General features: G+C 39.3%; 27 protein-coding genes and 1 riboswitch. Of the genes, 21 read left to right on the forward strand and 6 right to left on the reverse strand.

Going from position 1 to position 21,445, the window contains the following annotated elements; genetic code table 11:
- Window positions 1-69: 69 nt before the first annotated feature.
- The 5 genes from ISX45_RS00220 (at window position 70) to ISX45_RS00240 (ending at window position 4,495) form a co-directional block, all read left to right on the forward strand.
- A complete protein-coding gene (locus ISX45_RS00220) occupies window positions 70-792 on the forward strand; it encodes an SDR family oxidoreductase (protein WP_181555599.1) in 723 nt (240 codons plus the stop codon).
- Between the two features lie 67 nt (window positions 793-859).
- A complete protein-coding gene (locus ISX45_RS00225) occupies window positions 860-1,993 on the forward strand; it encodes a GAF domain-containing sensor histidine kinase (RefSeq protein ID WP_181555600.1) in 1,134 nt (377 codons plus the stop codon).
- Complete coding sequence (locus ISX45_RS00230; RefSeq protein ID WP_181555601.1) at window positions 1,993-2,631, forward strand: response regulator; 639 nt, start codon at window positions 1,993-1,995, stop codon at window positions 2,629-2,631. Before ISX45_RS00225 ends, ISX45_RS00230 begins: the two co-directional genes overlap by 1 nt.
- Window positions 2,632-2,747: 116 nt before the next feature.
- The gene (locus ISX45_RS00235; RefSeq protein ID WP_181555602.1) at window positions 2,748-3,275 is read left to right on the forward strand and encodes an NADPH-dependent FMN reductase; all 528 of its coding nucleotides are present in this window, start codon (window positions 2,748-2,750) and stop codon (window positions 3,273-3,275) included.
- The gene (locus ISX45_RS00240; protein ID WP_194519675.1) at window positions 3,272-4,495 is read left to right on the forward strand and encodes an MFS transporter; all 1,224 of its coding nucleotides are present in this window, start codon (window positions 3,272-3,274) and stop codon (window positions 4,493-4,495) included. The genes ISX45_RS00235 and ISX45_RS00240 overlap by 4 nt, the downstream gene beginning before the upstream one ends.
- A 30-nt stretch (window positions 4,496-4,525) precedes the next feature.
- Here ISX45_RS00240 and ISX45_RS00245 read toward each other — a convergent pair whose 3' ends face one another.
- Window positions 4,526-4,783 (reverse strand): YhdB family protein, encoded by a 258-nt coding sequence (locus ISX45_RS00245; protein ID WP_181555604.1) that lies wholly within the window; start codon window positions 4,781-4,783, stop codon window positions 4,526-4,528.
- 186 nt (window positions 4,784-4,969) lie between these two features.
- On the opposite strand from ISX45_RS00245, the gene ISX45_RS00250 reads away from it, so the two are divergent.
- Window positions 4,970-5,215, forward strand: coding sequence for an MFS transporter (locus ISX45_RS00250; protein ID WP_181555847.1), 246 nt, complete (start codon window positions 4,970-4,972; stop codon window positions 5,213-5,215).
- Between the two features lie 56 nt (window positions 5,216-5,271).
- On the opposite strand, the gene ISX45_RS00255 is transcribed toward ISX45_RS00250, so the two are convergent.
- A complete protein-coding gene (locus ISX45_RS00255) occupies window positions 5,272-5,883 on the reverse strand; it encodes a DedA family protein (RefSeq protein WP_194519676.1) in 612 nt (203 codons plus the stop codon).
- Between the two features lie 166 nt (window positions 5,884-6,049).
- On the opposite strand from ISX45_RS00255, the gene ISX45_RS00260 reads away from it, so the two are divergent.
- The 6 genes from ISX45_RS00260 (at window position 6,050) to ISX45_RS00285 (ending at window position 13,083) form a co-directional block, all read left to right on the forward strand.
- Window positions 6,050-7,465: a SpoVR family protein gene (locus ISX45_RS00260; protein WP_181555606.1), complete on the forward strand. Its 1,416-nt coding sequence runs from the start codon at window positions 6,050-6,052 to the stop codon at window positions 7,463-7,465.
- 454 nt (window positions 7,466-7,919) lie between these two features.
- Complete coding sequence (locus ISX45_RS00265) at window positions 7,920-8,282, forward strand: VOC family protein (protein ID WP_181555607.1); 363 nt, start codon at window positions 7,920-7,922, stop codon at window positions 8,280-8,282.
- Window positions 8,283-8,526: 244 nt separating this feature from the next.
- On the forward strand, window positions 8,527-9,105 hold the full coding sequence (locus ISX45_RS00270) for a TetR/AcrR family transcriptional regulator (RefSeq protein WP_194519677.1): 579 nt from the start codon (window positions 8,527-8,529) through the stop codon (window positions 9,103-9,105).
- 21 nt (window positions 9,106-9,126) lie between these two features.
- Window positions 9,127-11,121 carry a YhgE/Pip domain-containing protein gene (locus ISX45_RS00275; protein WP_194519678.1) on the forward strand — a complete coding sequence of 665 codons (1,995 nt, stop codon included), beginning with the start codon at window positions 9,127-9,129 and terminating at the stop codon, window positions 11,119-11,121.
- Between the two features lie 507 nt (window positions 11,122-11,628).
- Complete coding sequence (locus tag ISX45_RS00280) at window positions 11,629-12,216, forward strand: IMEF encapsulin system ferritin-like cargo protein (RefSeq protein WP_181555610.1); 588 nt, start codon at window positions 11,629-11,631, stop codon at window positions 12,214-12,216.
- Window positions 12,217-12,231: 15 nt separating this feature from the next.
- Entirely contained in the window at window positions 12,232-13,083 is an 852-nt protein-coding gene (locus ISX45_RS00285; RefSeq protein ID WP_194519679.1) for a family 1 encapsulin nanocompartment shell protein, read from the forward strand.
- A gap of 47 nt (window positions 13,084-13,130) precedes the next feature.
- Here ISX45_RS00285 and ISX45_RS00290 read toward each other — a convergent pair whose 3' ends face one another.
- The gene (locus tag ISX45_RS00290; protein ID WP_194519680.1) at window positions 13,131-13,595 is read right to left on the reverse strand and encodes a hypothetical protein; all 465 of its coding nucleotides are present in this window, start codon (window positions 13,593-13,595) and stop codon (window positions 13,131-13,133) included.
- 102 nt (window positions 13,596-13,697) lie between these two features.
- On the opposite strand from ISX45_RS00290, the gene ISX45_RS00295 reads away from it, so the two are divergent.
- The gene (locus tag ISX45_RS00295; protein WP_194519681.1) at window positions 13,698-14,024 is read left to right on the forward strand and encodes a 2Fe-2S iron-sulfur cluster-binding protein; all 327 of its coding nucleotides are present in this window, start codon (window positions 13,698-13,700) and stop codon (window positions 14,022-14,024) included.
- Window positions 14,025-14,264: 240 nt separating this feature from the next.
- On the opposite strand, the gene ISX45_RS00300 is transcribed toward ISX45_RS00295, so the two are convergent.
- On the reverse strand, window positions 14,265-14,831 hold the full coding sequence (locus tag ISX45_RS00300; RefSeq protein ID WP_181555614.1) for a glutathione peroxidase: 567 nt from the start codon (window positions 14,829-14,831) through the stop codon (window positions 14,265-14,267).
- A 200-nt stretch (window positions 14,832-15,031) separates the two neighbouring features.
- On the opposite strand from ISX45_RS00300, the gene ISX45_RS00305 reads away from it, so the two are divergent.
- The 5 genes from ISX45_RS00305 to ISX45_RS00325 all read left to right on the forward strand — a co-directional run bounded on the left by ISX45_RS00305 (window position 15,032) and on the right by ISX45_RS00325 (window position 18,232).
- The gene (locus ISX45_RS00305; RefSeq protein ID WP_194519682.1) at window positions 15,032-15,472 is read left to right on the forward strand and encodes an Rrf2 family transcriptional regulator; all 441 of its coding nucleotides are present in this window, start codon (window positions 15,032-15,034) and stop codon (window positions 15,470-15,472) included.
- Window positions 15,473-15,586: 114 nt separating this feature from the next.
- Window positions 15,587-16,222, forward strand: coding sequence for an NAD(P)-dependent oxidoreductase (locus ISX45_RS00310; protein WP_194519683.1), 636 nt, complete (start codon window positions 15,587-15,589; stop codon window positions 16,220-16,222).
- 68 nt (window positions 16,223-16,290) lie between these two features.
- Window positions 16,291-17,151: a VOC family protein gene (locus tag ISX45_RS00315; protein WP_323744651.1), complete on the forward strand. Its 861-nt coding sequence runs from the start codon at window positions 16,291-16,293 to the stop codon at window positions 17,149-17,151.
- 189 nt (window positions 17,152-17,340) lie between these two features.
- Window positions 17,341-17,562, forward strand: coding sequence for a DoxX family membrane protein (locus ISX45_RS20140; protein ID WP_407649679.1), 222 nt, complete (start codon window positions 17,341-17,343; stop codon window positions 17,560-17,562).
- A gap of 188 nt (window positions 17,563-17,750) precedes the next feature.
- Window positions 17,751-17,852, forward strand: a riboswitch (guanidine-I (ykkC/yxkD leader).
- A 59-nt stretch (window positions 17,853-17,911) separates the two neighbouring features.
- A complete protein-coding gene (locus ISX45_RS00325; RefSeq protein WP_181555617.1) occupies window positions 17,912-18,232 on the forward strand; it encodes a DMT family transporter in 321 nt (106 codons plus the stop codon).
- A 44-nt stretch (window positions 18,233-18,276) separates the two neighbouring features.
- Here ISX45_RS00325 and ISX45_RS00330 read toward each other — a convergent pair whose 3' ends face one another.
- Both ISX45_RS00330 and ISX45_RS00335 read right to left on the reverse strand, forming a co-directional pair.
- Window positions 18,277-18,585 (reverse strand): antibiotic biosynthesis monooxygenase family protein, encoded by a 309-nt coding sequence (locus tag ISX45_RS00330; RefSeq protein WP_181555618.1) that lies wholly within the window; start codon window positions 18,583-18,585, stop codon window positions 18,277-18,279.
- A 23-nt stretch (window positions 18,586-18,608) separates the two neighbouring features.
- Window positions 18,609-19,499, reverse strand: a complete 891-nt coding sequence (locus ISX45_RS00335; RefSeq protein WP_194519684.1) for a DMT family transporter — start codon at window positions 19,497-19,499, stop codon at window positions 18,609-18,611.
- Between the two features lie 180 nt (window positions 19,500-19,679).
- On the opposite strand from ISX45_RS00335, the gene ISX45_RS00340 reads away from it, so the two are divergent.
- The 3 genes from ISX45_RS00340 to ISX45_RS00350 all read left to right on the forward strand — a co-directional run bounded on the left by ISX45_RS00340 (window position 19,680) and on the right by ISX45_RS00350 (window position 21,423).
- Window positions 19,680-20,138, forward strand: coding sequence for a flavodoxin (locus ISX45_RS00340; RefSeq protein ID WP_194519685.1), 459 nt, complete (start codon window positions 19,680-19,682; stop codon window positions 20,136-20,138).
- A gap of 312 nt (window positions 20,139-20,450) precedes the next feature.
- A complete protein-coding gene (locus tag ISX45_RS00345; RefSeq protein WP_194519686.1) occupies window positions 20,451-20,723 on the forward strand; it encodes a YkvA family protein in 273 nt (90 codons plus the stop codon).
- 13 nt (window positions 20,724-20,736) lie between these two features.
- On the forward strand, window positions 20,737-21,423 hold the full coding sequence (locus ISX45_RS00350) for a TerC family protein (RefSeq protein WP_181555622.1): 687 nt from the start codon (window positions 20,737-20,739) through the stop codon (window positions 21,421-21,423).
- Window positions 21,424-21,445 lie beyond the last annotated feature (22 nt).

Raw genomic sequence — 21,445 nt, forward strand, 5'->3', positions numbered from 1 at the left:
AACGATTACTATATTATATAAAGATGGCATATAAATTAGAGATAGTTTGCGTGTGGAAGGATGTTTTTAATGTTAAAAAATCAAGTGGCTATTGTTACAGGTGCTTCTCGAGGGATTGGAAAGGAGATCGCCCTTAAATTTGCAGAGCAAGGGGCGAAGTTGGCGCTTGTCGGAAGTTCCGAAGACATTTATCAAACAGGCAAGGAATTGAGAGAAAAAGGATTTAACTATATTGAAACATTTCAAGTCGATGTGGCAAACGAACAACAAATGAACGAAATGGTGGCAAAGACACTTGAAAGATTCGGACAAATCGATATACTCGTCAACAATGCAGGAATCGGCTTTTTTAAATCGATAGAATCAACAACCATCGAGGAATGGAAAAAAGTATTTGAGGTCAATGTACAAGGTGTCTTTATTGGAGTTAAAGCGGTACTTCCGCATATGAAAGAAAGAAAATCAGGAACGATTATTACGATTTCGTCAGATGTCGGGCGTTATACGATTCCAAACGGTGCCGCTTATACAGCAACGAAATATGCAGTGCAAGGCTTTTCTGGTTCGTTGGCACAAGAAGTAAGAAACTACGGCATTCGTGTCGGCACGATTAATCCGGGAATGGTTGATACGTACTTTGCCAACTCTGTGCAAGGTGTACCGGAAAAACAAGATTGGTTAAAGGCGGAAGATGTTGCTAAAGCCGTTGTGTACATGGCCGGTGCCCCGAAACATATGCTCATTGATGAAATTGTTCTTCATCCGCTCATTCAACAGTATCCTATTGCTTAATGTGAAAAGACAATGCCGATAGCGGTGTTGTCTTTTTCTATCTACTTTACGAAAGGGGGAGAGGGAGATGGAAAGAGAAAAGCAGCGTATTCAAGAATTGCAAACATTAAAATTAATTGCGGAAACATTGAATGAGGCCAATGATTTGGAAGAAATGCTACAGGCGGTATTAAAACAATTAATGCAAGTGATGAAATTACAATGCGGATGGGTTTTTTTTGTTAACGAAAAAGGAGATTTTTCACTTGTTGCTGACTATGAATTGCCGCCTGCTCTTACATGGGGAAACAAGAAGCCGATGTGTGAAGGTGATTGTTGGTGTTTGGATAGATGCAAGGATGGACGATTGCAGCGGGCAGCCAATGTCATTGAGTGCAAGCGGCTAGAAGATGCCATAGAGGAGAAATGGGGAGACACTAATGGCATTACACATCATGCCAGCATTCCGCTCCGTGCCGGTGAAGAGAAATTTGGATTATTAAATGTTGCTGCCCCTCACAAAACCCACTTTACGAGCGAGGAACTGGCATTGCTTGAAGCTGTTGCTTACCAAATCGGTACCGCTATTAAGCGCATAAAGCTTGTAGAAAATGAACAAAAACTTGCGTTATTAGCTGAACGAAACCGGTTAGCGCGTGATTTGCACGATTCCGTTAATCAATTATTGTTTTCACTGCTTTTAACGGCGCGCGGTGCAAAAGAAATGACGGAAGACGAAAATATGAAAGACACGTTTACTTACATTCAGCAATTGGCGCAAGAGGCTCTTCATGAAATGCGGGCGCTCATTTGGCAGCTTCGTCCACAAGGGTTAGAAAATGGGCTGGCAAGCGCTCTTAAGCATTACGGAAACATGCTTGGATTGAAGATAGACATTGATATTCAAGGAGTTATTGATTTACCAAATGAAGTGGAAGAATGTTTATGGCGTGTTGGACAGGAAGCGCTGAACAACTGTAAAAAACATGCTGGTATTTCAACGGTCTATATTGTCATTAGTGTACAAAGCAATAAGGTCAAAATGAGTGTTCACGACCAAGGATGCGGATTTCACTACATTGGAGAAAATACACTTTCTCTTGGCTTAAGCAGCATGAGAGAGAGAGTAACATCGTTAAACGGTGAGATTCACATCAAAAGTACCATTGGCGAAGGGACGACCATTCAAGTAATGATTCCATTGAAAAGAGGGAGAGGATAATGGGAATTAAAGTGCTCATTGCGGATGATCACCACGTTGTTCGCCGGGGATTAGTGTTTTTTTTAAAAACACAAAAAGAGATCGACATCGTTGGCGAAGCAGCCAATGGCGAGGAAGCGGTACAACGAACGAAAGAGCTTCAACCGGATATTGTTTTAATGGACTTAGTTATGCCTGTCATGGATGGTGTTGAAGCAACGAAAAAAATAAAGGAAATATCCCCTAACACAAAAATTCTTATTTTAACGAGTTTCGCCGATGAAGATTATGTCATCCCAGCTATTCGTGCTGGTGCATCGGGATATCAGTTAAAGGATATTGAACCGGACCAGCTTGTTGAGACCATCAAATTAGTCTATCGAGGCGAAAACCAGCTTCACCCAAAAGCTACGACTCATCTCATGACCCACTTATCAAAGCGAGAGACTCACGAAGAACGATTATTAGAGGAACTAACAAAGCGGGAGAAGGAAGTGCTTGCGGAAATTGCTAAAGGAAAAAGCAACAAAGAAATTGCTGCCTCACTCATGATTACAGAAAAAACAGTAAAGACGCATGTGTCGAATATTCTCGCAAAATTAAATCTTGCTGATCGCACGCAAGCTGCTCTTTATGCGGTGAAGCATCTCAGACTTTAGTCGTAGCATCTTCTTTGGCTAATTTCGTAGGAAAAGCTCCCCCGATTTGGCGATGGATGAAGCGTTTATCTTGGTTACACTATAAGTAGGAAAACGATAAACAAGGAGAGAGAAACATGAACATCGTTGTGATCAACGGAAGTCCGCGCCAATCGGGAAGAACACGAATTGTCGCAAAGTATATTGCTGCACGGTACGGAGCAGAGCTCATTGATTTGAGTGAAGGTACATTGCCATTATATAATGGCGAAGCAAGCCAAAACGAATTGCCTGCTGTTCGGCAGCTGCGTCAACAAATCCGACAAGCAGACGGCGTTATCCTTTGTTCTCCAGAGTATCATAGCGCAATGAGCGGAGCGTTAAAAAATTCCCTTGACTTTTTAAGCAGTGATGAATTTGAACATAAGCCTGTCGCTCTTATCGCTGTAGGAGGAGGGGGAAAAGGCGGCATTAATGCATTAAACAATATGCGCACCGTCATGCGTGGAGTATACGCGAATGCCATTCCGAAGCAGATCGTCTTAGATCCGCCTTGCTTTGTTCATGAGCGTCTAACAGAAGCAGCGGCTGTGCAAGTGGATGCCGTCCTTTCCGAGTTACAGCGTTATATTCACGCGGCAAAGTGGTTGAGGGAACAGGAATGAATAGCCTCTATCGCGACAGCCGTTTGTATCCATTGCTCGTCGCCAATCTGTTCTCCTCTGTCGGAACAGGAATTACGATGACCGCTATTCCTTGGCTGTTGATTCAAAAAAGCGGTGGCGAAACACTGTTTGGCTATATTACAACAGCCATGACGATCATTATGTTTTTATTGACACCATATGTAGGGATGTGGATTGATCACATTTCCCGAAAAGCAATGTTACTGATTGGTGAGGCGATGGGCTTGATTATCGTTGCTATTTTTGCGCTGTGCGGAATAGCAGGAATGAAGTATGATGTATGGCATCTAGCTATCTTATTTGCAAGTGGTTCACTTTATTATTTTCTTTTTTATCCAACGCTGTTTGCCTTTAATCAGGAAGTATTTGACCGCGATCAATACAAGGCATTGAATGGAGTCATGGAAATTCAAGGGCAACTGGCTACCGTTATTTCTGGAGGAACGGCGAGCTTGCTTCTTACGAAAGTGCCGCTTTGCTGGATTTTATCGTTAGATGCGTTAACCTATGGAATAGCAATCTGTTGTCTGTTGTTCATTCCGTATCATCGCTCCATGCGAAAGGCAGAAAAAAGTTCTTTTTGGAAGAAGATGACAGAAGGATGCTGTTACATGAGAGCCCATCCATCATTATTTTGGTTTTTACTTGCTTCGTTTATGCCTTTTATCGGAGTGATGATGACGAATTATCTTCATCCAATTTATATCGCTGACGTATTAAAGGAAGATGGTTCTGTATATGGAATTCAAAGTATGGTATACGGTTTCGGTGCGGCGTTTGCAGGAGCGGTTGTTCCTTTTTTGTTGAAGAGAATCGGTACAGAATTGAGCATCACAGTGACGGTGTTGATTTATGCCTGTGCGATTACGCTGTTTCTTTTAGTGAGAAACACGCTTGTTTTTTATGTGCTCGTTGGACTTACAGCGTTTGGAAATGCAGGAACAAGGGTCGCGCGAAGTTCATTGATGATGGACCGAATTCCTAATGATAAAATCGGGCGAGTCGATAGTTTGTTCCGCGCGGTAGGATTCATGATTCGCGCGTTCTTATTGAGTGTGTTTACTGGTGCGGTTTCTTTACAAAACGTTCTCATTCCGTATGCGATATTAAGCGGGCTGCTAGTCATTTCTGGACTGGCTGTGTTAAGGCTCGGAACATCAGTAAAAAAAGAACAATCGGATATCTCAAAAGCGCTATAAAAGGAAGGGAAATTCCCTTCCTTTATTTATTTACGAATAGAAGTAAGCATACTGCTCTATCCCCGTTTTTTGTTCACTTACTTCAAGCGCATGGTCAATGTAGCGCAAAAGAGCGGTTAAGCGTTTTTGAATAACAGAATAATCGTGTTCAAAATTATAGGCGTGAAGAAAATGCTCAATTTTTTTTGAAAGTAAATCGTCTTTTGTGCGTACCATTAAAATAAGCAGGTTATCCCACTCGGAACGATGGGTATAATATAATGCTTTATCATAATCCATTGTGTTCAATGTGTATTCCTCCTTCATTTGAGGAGTCACATTTAGTGTGTGATAGTTCATGTGTTTTTTGCGCTGTAAATGTTACGTGATTAGGTAAAAAATAAATTATAAACGAAAATGGGCTGTATTTTTGAATGTAAATGTTGCAATTTTGTGACAAAAATATTATCTTTAAAGAAAGGGGATAAGGGGATGATGAGAATGAAGGAACGGTGTGAAGGGAAAGCAATTACGCAAATGTGCAAAATGATTGCTTCAGTAGGATTAATTGTTGGATTCGCTTTATTTTTATTAAGTTTTATTGCGAGCGCTTACAATAAAGACTTTTTCCTCACCATTATCAGTTTAGGAATTATGGGAGCTTCCATGTTTATGTTCGGATTTGGAACATTTATGGGGCTTCTAACGGAAACATATCAAAAAACGGAGACAAGTGCGTAAATTCGTTTGTGTTAGCATGAAAAAACACCGGTTGCCAAAAACCGGTGTTTTTGTGTTCATGCATCGTTTTTGGCGCTTGTTCCAAGACGCCAATAGGACACACAAGCCCCAATCAGTAAAGCGATAATTAATAATGGAAGTAAATGGGTGCTATAGTGTTCCATGTAATGTTTTACATTTTTCCAATCTTTCCCTAATTCTTTTCCTAATGTAATAAATGTCAAGACCCAAAGTAACGCACCGCTGTAAGCATAAATGGCGAATTTTTTGAATTTATACTCATTAATTCCCGCAAGGAAGGCAGAAATGTGCCTGATGCCCGGAATAAAATAGCCGATCACTAAAACAAATGGCCCCATTTTGGCAAAAAGAACTTTTGTTTGTTCGATTCGTGCCTCAGTAATATGTACTTTTGGTCCGAATTTATGCAAGAAAGGTAGTCCTAATTTAATCCCTAAACAATAGCTGATGGAAATGCCGATGATGGCTCCAATGAAACTACATACTAATGTGAGCGGGAAGGACATCGCTCCTGTAAAAACATTGTAGCCAACATATGTTAACAATACTTCATCAGGAATCGGAAGACCGACAATCCCGCCCATTAGAGCTATCATAATACCGATATATCCAAATTGTTCAATCCAATGATGTAAATAATACTCCATCTAACCACCGCACTTTATGGTAAGCTATTTTTCATTATAAACGATGAGGCAGATAAAAGAAAAACGATTTCTGACATATTGCTTTTCCATTTGCAAAAACTGAATAAGTATCAAATCTCTTTTTCCCTCATACATTGTGATAAGAGGAAAAAGGGGGGAGATGCGAATGAGCCAAGATGACTTGAAAGCATTGGAACGTGCCATTGCCGAGATTACGGAAATTGCGCAAGGATTTGGGTTGGATTTTTATCCGATGCGTTATGAAATTTGCCCTGCCGATATTATTTATACATTTGGTGCCTACGGCATGCCGACGCGTTTTTCCCATTGGAGTTTCGGGAAGCAATTTTATAAAATGAAAATTCATTATGATTTAGGGCTAAGTAAAATTTATGAATTGGTCATTAATTCTGATCCGTGTTATGCCTTTTTACTTGATACAAATACACTTATTCAAAACAAATTAATTGTCGCTCACGTCTTGGCACATAGCGATTTTTTCAAAAACAACATTCGCTTCAGTAATACAAAGCGCGATATGGTCGAAAGCATGGCAGCGACTGCTGAACGTATTAAACAGTATGAACATCAATACGGAAAATTAGAAGTGGAAAAGTTTTTAGATGCGGTATTGGCGATTCAAGAGCATATCGATCCATCACTCCTTCGCTCGAAATTATCATGGACGCTTGAAGATACAGAAGTGTATGAAGAAGAACCGGCAAGAACGACTCCGTATGACGATTTGTGGTCGCTTGATGAACGAAATAACCCGGCTCCACCACCTCGCAGGAAACGAAGAAAATTTCCGCCACAACCGGAAAAAGATATGCTGTTGTTTATTGAAGAGTATAGCCGTGAATTAGAGGATTGGCAGCGTGATATTCTTACAATGATGCGCGAAGAAATGTTGTATTTTTGGCCGCAGCTAGAAACAAAAATCATGAACGAAGGCTGGGCTTCGTATTGGCATCAGCGAATTTTACGGGAGATGGATTTAACGAGCGATGAAGCGATTGAATTCGCTAAATTAAATGCCAGCGTCGTTCAGCCATCACGTACAAGCATTAACCCGTACTATTTAGGGTTGAAAATTTTTGAAGACATTGAAGAACGATGGAACAATCCAACAGAGGAAATGAAACAACGCGGCGTCAAACCGGGTTCAGGTCGCGAAAAGATTTTTGAAGTACGTGAGCTTGAATCAGACATTTCCTTCTTGCGCAACTATTTAACAAAAGAATTAGTGATGCGTGAAGATATGTACTTGTTTCAAAAACAAGGAAAAGATTACAAAGTCATCGATAAGAATTGGGAAAACATTCGCGATCAATTAGTGAGCATACGCGTAAATGGTGGGTTTCCGTACATTACCGTCAATGACGGAGATTATATGCGGAATGGTGAGCTGTATTTAAAACATTGGTATGAAGGCATTGAATTAGACCTTAAGTATTTGGAAAAAGTGCTTCCATACATTTATCAGTTATGGGGAAGAGCAGTGCATATCGAAACGGTTGTGGAAAACAAGCCGGTCTTGTTTACGTATGATGGAAAAATGGTGCATCGGAAGTATATATAAAAGGAAAAAGGGTGCTGATGGTGATATAGCACCCTCTTTTTTTGGTTATCGCGTTATCCGGCTACTTTTTTATTATGAATAGGGGGACGGCAATTTTGCTGTTTCTTCAAAAGTCATATAAAACAGTAAGGAAGATCTGTGAAGTGTTCTAATTGGTTGTAAGCTGGGTTACTGCGGTAAGTCATGCGCAATCTTTCTTTTTCTTCATGTTCTCTGTCCTCCGAATCCGTCGGTCCTTTCGCAGATTGTTGCCATGAATATTCTGCCAGCTATCCCTCGGACAATGACACCCAACATCCCTAATAAATTGTATGTTCATTGAGATACGAAATTGGCTCAAATTTGCTTACAATCATGAAAAATAAGTGAGAAAGGAGCTGTTTTTTGTGTGGTAAAACAAGAACATATGTGCTATAGTGGAAATGTCTTGTATAAGATCAAGGGAGGAAATTTCATGATTAAACGAATTGCGACTGTTGCTATTTATGTAGAAGATCAGCAAAAAGCGAAAGAGTTTTGGACAGAAAAAGCAGGATTTGAAGTTGTTGCCGAGCATCCAATGGGGCCGAATGCTTTCTGGTTGGAAGTAGCTCCAAAAGGAGCCCAAACAGCACTAGTCATTTATCCAAAAACGATGATGAAAGATTGGAATGAGAGAAAGCCGTCTATTGTGTTTGAATGCGACGATGTTTTAGGAACATACGAAACGATGAAAGCAAGAGGTGTAGAATTTTTAGGAGAACCGCAAAAAATGCAATGGGGGACATTTGTACAATTTAAAGACATTGATGGAAACGAATTCGTCTTAAAAGGATAAGGGAACGGTTTTGTACTTAAATTATATTGATTCTTCGCTATGCTGCCATCATCATGGCAGCGTTTTTATTTTATCATGACAGCTGGGAAGACTTCTGCTTCTGCCGTTTACAACGTTTAGTGAAAAATGGAGGGATAAAAAAACTATTGACACATTTTTTATAGTGTAATTAAATATAATTTACGGTAATGTAGACTAAATTTAAATTTTAGTTTTATAGTCAAAAAAGAAAGGAAAAGTACATGTGACAGCAGACAAAAAAACAGCTATCCTTAGATCCGCTGCGGAAGCCTTTGCTCTCTTTGGATATAAAGGGACTACGATGGATCAGGTAGCGAAGATGGCTAATATTGGTAAAGGAACTCTTTATACCATATTTTCAAGTAAAGAAGAATTATTCGATGAAGTGATTAATAGGGCAATCATGAAAGTAGTCCGTGTTGCTCAAAGTGCCATTTCATCGGAGCGTTCATTTCAAGAAAATATGTTAGCGATTTTTGATGAGGTAATGACTTTTCGGAAAAAGAGCAGATTGCTTGACAAGTTATTGAAAGAAATCCGTATTGCAGGTACTCCTGTTGTTCTGAAAGCGCAAAAAAAATATGAAGAAGCACTGGAACGTTTTATCGAACATTTATTGCAAGATGCCTTACAGAAAGGAGAAATTGTGCCCTGTGATACGAAAATTGTAAGTTATTCCATTGTTCAGCTTTACATAGCTCTTACTTTGGAGTGGAATCGAACTCGTCCATCATTGGATAAAGAAGTAGTCAAACAATACATTAATCTCCTTCTCCTGAATGGATTAACGCTGAAGCAATAATGAAAGAGGAAGGGAACAGACATGAATGGTATAAAATTGATTTTTAAAGATTGGAAATTACTGCTAAGTAATAAACATGGACGGATCGCACTAGGCTTTCTACTCATTGTTCCTTTAATCTATGCAGGATTCTTTTTAACTGGATATTGGGATCCATATGGTCGACTCGATCAACTTTCTGTAGCTGTGGTCAATTTGGACAAAGGGGCTGTGATGGACAATCAACCGATTCATGCTGGTAATGATTTTGTAAAAAAATTAAAAGAAAACAAAGACTTGAACTTTCGGTTTGTGTCTTCCAAAGAGGCTGAAAACGGTCTGAAAAATGGACGATATTACATGACCATTACGATCCCTGAAGATTTTTCAAAAAAGGTAACTACGTTGATGGATAAACACCCACAACCGGCACAACTTGTGTATAAAATCAATCCAGGAAAAAACTTCGTTGCGTCCCAGATTAGCAGTACTGCTGTGAAAGAAATGAAAACAAAACTTGCGAACAGTATTACGAAATCCTATACGGAAGGCGTATTTAATAAAATGCTTGAATTAGCAAAAGGGCTGGGTAAAGCAGCAGATGGTGCTAAGAAGTTAAATGAGGGTACCTCAGAAGCGAAAAATGGGATGGTACAATTGACGAATGGGATTCATCGTTTAACGAATGGGGCTACACAACTCCAACAAGGAAGCAATCGTCTTTCTCTTGGAGTGCAAAAGTTAGATCAAGGGCTCCAGAGGCTCCAACAAGGGACAACTAATTTATCAAACGGTATGAGTCAACTGGCTATCGGACATCAAAAGTTAGAAAATGGTATGGATCAATTGACTCAAGGAACAAAAGCATGGGTGGATGGAAATACGAAGGTTGAACAAGGGCAAGCTCAACTAGAAGACACGGCCAACATCTTAAAAGCTGCACTGGACCAGTATGTTCAAAAACATCCAGATGCCGCGCGGGATGCTGATATGCAAAAGATTATTAAAATCTCTGAAGGGATAGCTGTTGCGACCAATACGTTACACAATGGACAGATTCAGCTCGTTGAAGGTGCAAAAAAATTAAATGCGGCACAAGGGAAAATAGAAGAAGGTATGAAACAATTTGGAGTTAAGATGAACCAAGCAACTGAAGGGGCGAAACAATTGTCCGTTGGAGCAGTGCAACTAGCTGACGGCTTTTCACAATGGGAAAATGGCTTTTTCTCTTTGGGCAAAGGAATTACCGCTCTGACCAACGGAGAACAGCAACTCTATAATGGGGCAGAAAAACTATCAAATGGACTTACTCAACTTACTGACGGGACGAGTGAGCTATCAACGAAATTAAATGAGGCTGCACAAAAAACATCTACGATTCATACAGGCGATGCAGTAACGACTATGTTTTCACAGCCAGTGAAACTTGTCGAATCGAAACTTACCGATGTTCCGAATTACGGTAGCGGAATTGCACCTTATTTTCTTTCTTTAGGTCTTTACGTTGGCGGAATCATGGGAGCTAACATTCTTCCGCTCGTTCGTAGGGAAGAAATTTCTGGGACTGCCCATTTTATCAACAAATTGGGGTTATTTTACTCAATCGGATTGATCCAAACAGCTATTGTGGACACGCTCATTCTTTGTGTATTTAAGTTACACGTGACGAGCATACCTTTATTTATTCTTTTTAGTTTACTAGTTTCCTTTACATTTATGACCTTTATTCTGATGCTAGCAACAGTATTTGGGCTGGTTGGAAAATTTGCCGCTATTACGCTCTTAATTCTTCAACTTGCAACATGTGGAGGAACATTCCCAATAGAGCTAAATGCTCCAATTATGAGAAGCATCGGTCAATGCTTGCCGATGACTTACTCCGTTCGAGGGTTTCAAGATGTCATTTTATTAGGGGATTGGTCTCAATTACAACAACAAACGTTCATTTTACTTTCTTATCTTGTTGGCGCGGCTCTCATCATCTGGGTCACATGCCTTATTCAAAATAGCAAAAGTCCGACAGCTCCTGCCCATTAATTATCATTTGGTCAGTTTAAGCAAATAGGATAATCGAAAAAAGTGATATCCGATTGGATATCACTTTTTATTTTCCTACTCTAAGAAAGGGGGGAGGCTCATTCACCTTGCAAATCATAAACTAGCGAATTAGGTAGTTCTTTAATGAATGGAAAGTATATAAATTCTAACAAGCAGATTCCACTCTTTTTCATATCTCTTCTGGAAGATGTCATTTAAAAAGCACTAATCCAGAGAGTAAAACAGTAAAAACCTATGAACCCTAAGAACGGCGGCAGATGGAATATTGAGTACGGAGTGAACGGCAGATAATTAGCTGCCGTTTTATTATTTCTTTAATGCCAATCATTACAGCTGTATTTTTGTGAGAATTATCCAACCTGCATAATACGTTAAAATAGCTGGTTAACATCATATATTTTGCTAAAGTTAAGGTTTATATACATTTTAATGTGGAAAAGATAGTTAAAAAATTACCTTAAAAGACCAAAGCTTGGGGGGATTTTGTTGATTGAAAATCTAATGGAGATACAAGATATTTTAGTCCGCTCAAAAGATGCACTGAATAAGTTTAAGGATATTTTAGTTCCGGCGATTGAACAAGCAAAAGATGACCATGAACGCTTGTATTGGCATCATATTTATGAGGAAGAAGAACATCGTTTTGATCGTTTGGAGGCGTTGTTACCGAAACTGCAATCGCAAATCCAAAACAGTTCTGCTGTTTCGAAAGGGAATGGTGATTTCCTGCGTTTACTGCAAGACATTAGTCTTGAGAAGTTTGGTCTGCATAATTTTTTAGAGCACCTTGATTTATCTCTTTTTCATTATAAGGATACGGAATATCAGGAGACTATTGAATCATTAAGAAATATGACGGCTGAGGATTATCAAAAAATAAAATATACATTTGAGGCATTGAACAAAGAGCTCGATGCATCTGTTCATTTTGAAGCTTCAGTACCTACAGATGAAAAAGAGAACCAGTCGGAGCTTTTAAAAATACAGGAGTATACAACAGGGAATCAAAACATAATTCAACAAGCTACTTTGAGAAAGCAGTATCTAACTGTCGGTAGTTTAAAAAATATGTAAGGAGGAGAACAAACGATGGATAAAGCGCTAGCGTATTCCGAATCTTCGTTAAATAGTGAACAATGGAGAGAGTTGGATCAAACAGTCATTGATAGTGCTCGAAGGCAACTAGTAGGCAGGAGATTTATTGATATATATGGCCCACTCGGTGAAGGAGTTCAATCCGTTGCGAATGACGTATATGAAGATCCTGAAAGCGGGGAAATCAGCTTTCATGGCGGAGAGCTAAATCTTTCAGAGCCAACGCGCCGTGTGCATTTGACGATTCCGCTTATACACAAAGATTTTATTTTGTATTGGCGTGATATTCAGCTGGCGAAACAGCTTGGTAGCCCTATTGACTTTTCAGCTGCTGCGAATGCTGCTCAGCAGTGTGCATTACTAGAGGATGATTTAATTTTTAATGGATCTGCTCAATTTGATCTTCCTGGGATTATGAACGTAAAAGGAAAGATTGCTCACATACGTAGCGACTGGATGAAGTCAGGAAACGCTTTTTCCGATGTGGTAGAAGCCAGAAACAAACTGCTGCAACTGGGACATACGGGTCCATATGCTTTAGTGCTTTCACCCGAATTGTATGCTCTTATTCATAGAGTGCATGAGGGTACCCATGTACTGGAAATTGAACATATTAGAGAGTTAATGCCTGCAGGTATTTATCAAACACCAGTGATTAAAGGGAGAAGAGGTGTGGTGATTGATGCAGGAAAACAAAATATAGACTTAACCATTGCCGTAGATTTCCAAACAGTGTTTTTAGATGTTGAGAATATGAATTATATTTTCCGCGTTTATGAGTCAGTTGTACCGAGAATAAAACGTCCAAGCGCTATCTGTACGTTAGAAGATCCAGGGGAAGAATAAAAATAATAAAATTCAATATAAACAGCGTTTGCTGTTTATATTGAATTTTATGAAATCGATTTGAATTGATCTTTTATTTTTAAAATCATGGAAGATAACTCTGGGTCAGGAATATCAAAGCCTATATCATCGATGATCATCTTTACTTCTTTTAGAAAGTGAATGGTATAACTTCCTTGATGGATATCGAAAAGACGTTTTAAGTATTTGAATTTTTCTTTAATAACCAAATTTTTATATACTGAATTTTTTACTTCGGCTATTTTTTTATGCTCTGGAGAGGAGATGACACTCACTTCGTTAACGTTTACAATCATTTTTTTTCCTTCATTTGTTACAAAGCCAATGGAATAATAATTTGAACCTAAAAGGTCTACATGGGTAATGCAGGCATATGGATATTCTTCTCCTGAACGAAGACGAAGAAAAGAAGTTTCGATGACTCCGCCGAGTTTTCTTTGGTTGGATAAAATCGCATGTATATCCCGTAAACCATTAATTTGGATCCTCACAAAGATGCCTCCATTCTTGGATATGATAACAATTCTCAACTAAATTATAAATGATATTCATTTTCGAAAACACGTGGTAATTTTAGGGAGGGGTTATATTATATGGAGAGAAGATTAACAGTGGGGTCACTAATAAAAAACAAACAAAGAATGGAGATCGCAGAATTTCCTAGTGCAATGCAAAGTGTGATTAAAATAAAACAAAATAATCGACCTTTTCAGTTGTTACCTATTTCAAATGAGTTATTGCTGGATATAGCCTTAAAGCAAGGGATACCTCTGGATTATAAATGCAGGAAGGGAACATGCGGGAGGTGTGCGGTTGAAGTTCTTGAGGGACAGAATTTATTATATCGGAGAACGAAAAGAGAGCTGGAAAAATCCCAGAATGTAAACATGCGTTTGGCGTGTCAAGCCAGAATCAAGTAAATTAGACATCTTATTGTATTTAGACACACGATAAGGCTGTTTTTTCAATCTTAGTGGCCTCATAAAGGAAAGTAAGATGTGATGTATTAATAATATTTTTGGGTGTTGAGTTTTGTAAAATCCCGCTACTTTCGTAAGGAATGTTGTATTAACAAGAAAAACGTGAAGAGGAACACTTAAGTCAATATCATAAAGATGACCTGCTTCAGTAAATGAAGCAGGTCATCTTTATGATATTGACTAATGATTTTGCATCTGTGAAACGAGCAGTTCAGCAATGTCCTTTTCAAAATCTACAGGTTCTTCATTTGGCTCATATCGGCGAATTACCTTTCCATTTTGGTCAATAAGAAATTTTGTAAAATTCCATTTGATTTCATCGCCCATTAGCCATTGCGGTGCTTTTTCCAAAATCATTAGTTTTAAAATCTTTGCAGTTGCGCTTGTTTCGTCAAAACCTCTAAAAGGTGCTTCTTTCTTTAAATATTGAAATAATGGATGAGCATTATTGCCATTCACTTCAATTTTTGAAAAAATCGGAAACGTTACACCGTAATTGAGCTGACAAAAGGCAACGGCATCTTCATTGCTTCCTGGTTCTTGTTCGCCAAACTGATTGCACGGAAAGCCGAGAATTTCAAAATGATAGTCGCGATATTTTTCATAAAGCTTCTGCAAGTCTTGAAACTGAGGGGTAAAGTGGCACTTGCTGGCGGTATTGACAATCAAAAGCACTTTTCCTTTATAATCAGATAATGAGACTGTTTGGCCGTTAGGCTTTTTTACTTCAAAGTGATAGATGGACATATATTCATCTCCTTTTACATTTATTATTAATTTGTATTAATTATTATTTAATATTATAGTTAAAATGTAAAAAGATTTGCTTCAGAGTTTTCTTAAATAAAGACTACGAAAAAACTTATTATTTGATAAGAAATTAGGAATAACTGCAACTTGACATTTTGTTTTTGTTGTAACTATAATTGTTACATGGAGGTTAATATATGAAAATCAGTAGCCGTTTCACAGTAGCAGTACACATTTTATCTTTGTTAGCGATAGAACAGAGTGCACATTGCACTTCAGAATGGATTGCCGGGAGTGTCAACACCAACCCGGTAGTTGTTCGCAGAATTATTGGGAAATTAAAAAAAGCTGGTTTAGTGGATGTGCGGCCTGGAACAGGTGGGGCATATCTTTTGAAAGAGACAAAGGAAATTACGTTGCTTGATATATATCGGGCCGTGGAAGTAGTGGAAGAGGGAGAATTGTTCCAATTTCACGAGCACCCTAATCCCAATTGTCCAGTAGGAGCGAATATTCACGCTGTGCTCGAAATTATTTTGCTCCGCGCGCAAGCAGCAATGGAAAAAATATTAGAAGACATCAGCTTAGAAGAATTAGTAAATAATTTGGCTAAACAGATTGAACAAGGAAAACAATAATTTAATTTTTTTTTAAGATTGTTGTAACAAAAATGGTTACAACACAGTACTACTGAAGGAAAACCTCCATTTTTCATTTCAAAATCATAAAATAGAAAGGGATGAATGGCCGTCATGAAGATTGCGTTAATTGGAGCTACAGGAATGATTGGTCAACGTATTTTAAAGGAAGCTCTATCAAGAGGGCATGAAGTAACCGCGATTGTTCGTGATCCATCTCGTGTGAAGGTAGAAAGTGAGCGTTTAAATATAGTTACTGGTAACATTTTTGATGAAGAAAGTATCGCTCGTGTTGTTCGTGGCCATGATTTAGTGATTAGCGCATTTGGACCAAAAGCGGGAGAGGAACAGGCGTTAGTGGAGGCTACCCGTTCATTAATCAACGGAGTGAAAAAATCTGGAGTAAGCCGTCTCTTATCCGTCGGAGGGGCAGGTAGTTTGGAGGTTGAGCCGGGAGTACAGCTTGTCGATACACCTGAATTTCCTGATTTTGTCAAACTGATTGCACTTGCACATCGTGATGCATTAGAAATCTACCGCCAAGAAAAAGAATTGAATTGGACGAGTGTAAGCCCAGCGGCTATGATTGAACCGGGAGAGCGGACTGGAAAATACCGCACAGGTACAGATCGACTTGTTGTAAATGAACAGGGAGAAAGCCGTATATCAGCTGAGGATTATGCGGTTGCAATCCTTGATGAAGCAGAGAATCCACGGTTTTATCGTATGCGATTTACGGTTGCGTATTAAGCAGGTTTTATATCTTGAAACAAAACTATATTAATTGAAGATAAAAGTGGAAAGAGAGGAGTTCAAAAGTGGAAAAAATGATTCATCCAGCTACAACAATCGGGCACGTTCATTTGATCGTGTCCAACCTTTCACGCTCCATCCGTTTTTATTGTGAAATGATAGGCTTTCAAATACTAAAGCAAGAACGAAGCATCGTAACACTTACCGTCGATGGCATTACTCCTTTATTAGTTTTAGAGGAACAGGCAGATGCCGTTTTGAAACCGCGCGGCACAACAGGGTTATATCATTTTGCCATTTTAGTACCGGATCGTGCTAGCTTAGCCCGCTCGCTTCTGCATCTGCTACAGAAGGGGTATCCGTTACAAGGAGCGTCTGACCACCAATTTAGTGAAGCGGTTTATCTTGCTGATCCGGACGGTAACGGAATTGAAATTTATGCCGACAGACCAAAAAATGAGTGGGAGAGAACAGAGAATGGCGAGTATAAAGGGGTTACCAAGCCGCTTGATGTGAACGGATTGCTTGCTGAAGTTGGCAATACCCCTTGGTCAGGTCTTCCAAGTGGAACGAGAATTGGTCATGTCCATTTGCATGTTGCCAATATTCAAGAGGCAGATGAATTTTACCGTAATGGCCTGGGATTTGAAGCAACGATAAGAATGGAAAATCACGCACTATTTGTATCGGCGGGAGGCTATCATCACCATATCGGTCTTAATACATGGGCTGGAATCGGTGCACCAAAACCGCCAGAGAATGCAGTTGGGTTGCGTTTATTCTCAATTTTATTGCCGAATCAAAATGAACTGAAAAAGGTCGCCGAACAGCTGAAAAATATCGGAGTGACATTTGAACTTGCGAAACAAACTATATTTGTTAAAGATCCATCAGGCAATCAAATTCAGTTGAAAGTAAAAGAATAAAAAATAATTTTTTAACAATTCTCTCTTTAACGATTTCCCAAATAAAAATAATCATGGAGATCTTTATGATAACACGGCAGGAAATAGGAGCTTTTATTTTACGCGTTACGTTAGCGGTGATTTTGTTATTCCATGGCATTATAAAGTTTCAAAGCGGGATGGTTCGGCAGTATTGGTTTACCAGGATTTATGGGATACGGAGTAGCTTTACTTGAAGTTGTTGGTGGGATTGCCTTAATCATTGGTATAGGAACAAGACTCGTTGCCGTGTTGTTTGCTTTGTTGATGGTTGGAGCGATTGTTAAAGTAAAATTTGCTGCTGGATTTTTAGGCAATGGCGAGACGGCAGGGTGGGAGTTTGATCTTACTTTATTAGCGATCTCTGTTTATCTTGCGTTTAGTGAACAATAGCCGCTTTCTGTGGACCGATGGATGAAAGGGAGAACAGAAATCAATATAAATAAAAGTGTCTAATCCTTCTTATGTGTGAGTCTTTATGATCAATCCTTTTCATTACAGTCGAGAGATATTAATTGATTAGAAAAAGGTATTTGTGCTAAGATTAACATAAGTTTTGTTGAACAATCGCTATATATTTATTGAAAGTTTTCTAGGGTTCCGTGGTTATCTGCAACCAGTCTGTGACCGAGAGAAAACGCGCAGGGTTACTGTGTACACGGAGGGACAAAAGCCCGGGAGGAGTATCTTGATGATATTTCTGTCGTGGCTTTTTTGTTTTTAGTGAAAGGAGAGTGTGGATATGTCGTGGGTTTATTTAATGATAGCCGGCATTTTTGAGGCCGTATGGGCGATTGCTTTAAAATATACGATGGGGTTTACACGATTCGTTCCGTCTGTTATTACGATTGCGGGCATGATCATCAGTTTTTACTTTTTATCACTTGCGACGAAAGTATTGCCGATAGGAACAGCTTATGCCGTATGGACCGGAATCGGAGCATTCAGTACGGTGATTATCGGAATGGCATTTTTAAATGAGCCCGTCAATGCTTCGCGGATTATTTTTTTGCTGTTTATTTTGGTGGGGCTGATCGGGTTGAAATTGACGTCGGGACATTGAGAAAAACAAACTGGCTGCTATGGATTCAGCAGCCAGTTTGTTTTTTACATCTCAAAAAAATATTCTCTTTCTACTTTACACACTCTTACAGAAAAATGTTTGTACCATACCTGTTTTCCTTTCTGCTGCGCTGTTTTGTGTGCCTCATGTTCTTTCCAACGTTGGATTGCTTCTAAAGAGTCCCAATACGAAACGGTAATTCCTTGTCCTGTTTTGTCGCGGACGCTTTCCATTCCTAGAAAGCCTGGCTGCTTGGAGGCTAATTCGACCATTTTGTCCGCCATTTCCTCATAACCGTGATCCCCTTCTGTTCGCTCAGAAGTAAAAATGACTGCATAGTATGGTTTTTCCATTTGGATCCCTCGCTTTTCAAAAATTATCCTTTTAACGATTCCTGCCGTTTTACAGCGATTTTAATATCAGATAGTAGAAAGATGCTCGCTAAAATGATGGCTAAGCCGGCAATCATTCCGATGGTAATTTTCTCATGTAAGAAAATCATTCCCCAGATGACTCCAAATACGGGAACAAGGAATGTGACACTTAACGTTTTCGTTGGACCTACGTTGGCAAGAAGATAGAAATAGAATAAGTACGCGATTGCTGTACAAAAGATCGCGAGTCCGAGCACAGAGTAGATAACCGTAGACGAAACTGGTTTCGTTGGAATATGAACAATGGCTAAAGGAAGCAATAAAATGGACGCTCCTAATTGCTGACCAATCGCCAATGATAATGAAGAAACTCCCGTCAATGCTTTTTTTGCATATACTCCTGCGCAGCCGTATGATAGTGCTGCTAAAATTGATAATAATGCCGAAAGCGTTGTTTGAATGGAAAAGGGGACAGGACTCCATCCCATTAAAACGAAAACTCCGAATGTTCCGAATACGATTCCAATCCATTTTTTCGCATTGAGCGGCTCTTTTAGAAAAAACAGAGATGCGAGAGCAGTAAACAAAGGAGTCGTTGAATTGAAAATAGCTGCTAATGAAGCGTTTAAGTGCAAGGTTGCTGTAGCGATGAAGGTGAACGGGATCGCTGCATTTAAAGCACCGATGATGAGGTACTCTTTCCAATGTTGTTTTATATTCATCGCTTTTTTGAATAGCCAAGCATACAGCAACAGAACAATACCAGCCAAAAGCACTCTTAGTTCTATAGTGAGAACAGGACCGATGACAGGGGAAGAAATGCGCATAAATAAAAAGGATGCTCCCCATAGAGCGGCAAGGAGAAATAAAGCCGTTAGCTCTTTTGCGTTCATTGTTTTCCTCTCCTGATGCAAAGTGGTTTCTTTCATCTACTAATCTTTTTGGATTATAACATATTTTGGAGGTATATTTCTTGTTTGATGTGAAAAGTTCTGATTGACAATGAGAATCTTTATCAAATAAAATTTTAATTGATAATGATTATCGTTTTTATTTTTGAAAGGGGAATCACGATGGCGAAATTGATTATGGTTTATACAAGCATGACAGGAAATACGGAAGAAATGGCGGATGCCATTGTCGAAGGGATTAAGGAAGAAGGCTTTGACATAGAAGTGAAGGAAGTGTTAGATGCGGATGCGGAGGAATTAGAAGCATACGATGGCATTCTTCTCGGAGCTTATACATGGGGAGACGGGGAGTTGCCGGATGATTTCCTTGATTTTTATGATGATATGGAAGATATTGATTTATCCGGAAAAAAAGCAGCCGTATTTGGTTCATGCGATTCCAACTACGAAAAATATGGTGCAGCAGTTGACATTTTGATAGACAGATTAAAAGAGATAGGCGCAGAAGTTGTGTTGGAAGGTTTAAAAATTGAATTAGCGCCAAGCAATGAAGAGAGAGAAACATGCAAACAGTTTGGAAAGCGATTTGTACAAAGCGTAGTCGCAACTGAACAAGCATAAGGAAGATAGTGAATTTTTATTGACAGCATAAAAAGGATCCATTATCATGAAATTACAAACGTATATGTTGGTCCGCGTCAAAGGGGAGTAGCTTTTACAGCAAAGTCGTCAGTTCAGGGTAGATGCCCTCGGCTTTGTTGGCAACGTTAGCGTTGTTAGCGAGACCTTTACCAAATGGTAAAGGTCTGTTTTTATGTAAGACCTTTACCAAATCGGTAAAGGTCTTTTTGTTTTAGAAAAGAAAGGAAAGGGGGCGAATAGGTAAAAATAGTAGGGGGTGGATTTTATTCTTTAATGCACGAGGAGGTTGTGATGAGAAAATTATTCACAAGGCTGCGATTCGTTTTGAAAATCCGCCGATTTATCCCATTTTTAATAGAATTTTTTCGATCTAAGGAAGTCGCTGCTTACAAAAAGATCATCTCTATGTTGTTTATCGTCGGATATATCGTATTTCCGTTTGATCTTATTCCAGATTGGCTTGGTATTTTTGGAATCATAGACGATGTAACGGTACTTATGTTTATTTTCCAACAAATTGTGAAGATGGCACCTTCTCACTTAAAAAATAAATACGGTGTTTAAGGAGGAATGATACATGGAATTGTTTTCTATGGAATTTTTGTCAGCACTTCTGTCCATTGTCATTATCGACCTTGTGTTAGCAGGGGATAATGCGATTGTTATCGGACTGGCAGCGAGAAATTTACCGAAGCACCAGCAAAAGCAAGCGATTATTTGGGGAACGGTCGGAGCGATTGTCATTCGGGCTTTAGCGACATTAGCGGTCGTATGGTTGCTGAAAATTCCGGGATTATTGCTTGTTGGCGGCATGTTGCTAGTATGGATTGCGTATAAGCTTCTTGTCGAAGAAAAAGGACATGATGTGGAAGCTGGGAACAGCATGTGGGAAGCAATTCGTACGATTATTATTGCTGATGCGTTAATGGGATTGGACAATGTATTAGCAGTAGCAGGAGCTGCACACAACAACCCTCTATTAGTGATTTTAGGACTGTTAATTTCTGTTCCGATTGTCGTGTGGGGAAGCACATTGATCTTAAAATGGATTGAACGATTCCCGATCATTGTTACCATCGGGGCGGGAGTACTTGCGTGGACTGCTTCGAAAATGATCGTTGATGAGCCGTTTTTAGAGGGATATTTTGCGAACCCGATTGTGAAGTATGGATTTGAGCTACTTGTTGTGGCAGGGGTTATCATTGCTGGTACGATGAAAAAAGCAAGGGAAAATAAACGAGGAGCCTTGAAAGAGCAAGGATGATTTATCAAATGAGCCGCCAACA

The organism is Thermaerobacillus caldiproteolyticus (assembly GCF_015326725.1).
Taxonomy (GTDB): domain Bacteria; phylum Bacillota; class Bacilli; order Bacillales; family Anoxybacillaceae; genus Thermaerobacillus; species Thermaerobacillus caldiproteolyticus.